The organism is Flavobacterium xizangense (assembly GCF_054075145.1).
The window spans coordinates 1-229 of record NZ_JBSIPG010000368.1 but is presented as its reverse complement, the minus strand read 5'-3'; the positions used below and the strand labels follow the sequence as shown (position 1 = coordinate 229).

The following is a 229-nucleotide window of genomic DNA, read 5'->3' as shown; positions in this document are numbered from 1 at the left end:
AACCTAAACCCACATCCTGAATCGTTTTGATTTTTCTGTAGATTTTCGGAATATTTTCGAAGAACGGAACAGCTTCATCAACCGTCATATCCAAAACATCTGAAATAGATTTTCCTTTATATCTGATTTCTAAAGTTTCTCTATTGAAACGTTTTCCTTGGCACGTTTCACATTCTACATAAACGTCTGGAAGAAAGTTCATTTCAATCGTTCTTACACCAGAACCTTC

At 34.9% G+C, this 229-nt stretch carries 1 protein-coding gene; it reads right to left on the bottom strand.

Annotated elements, in window-relative coordinates:
• Window positions 1-229: hypothetical protein (locus tag ACWA1B_RS23805; protein ID WP_456911171.1), on the bottom strand; the 229-nt coding region annotated here is incomplete at both ends.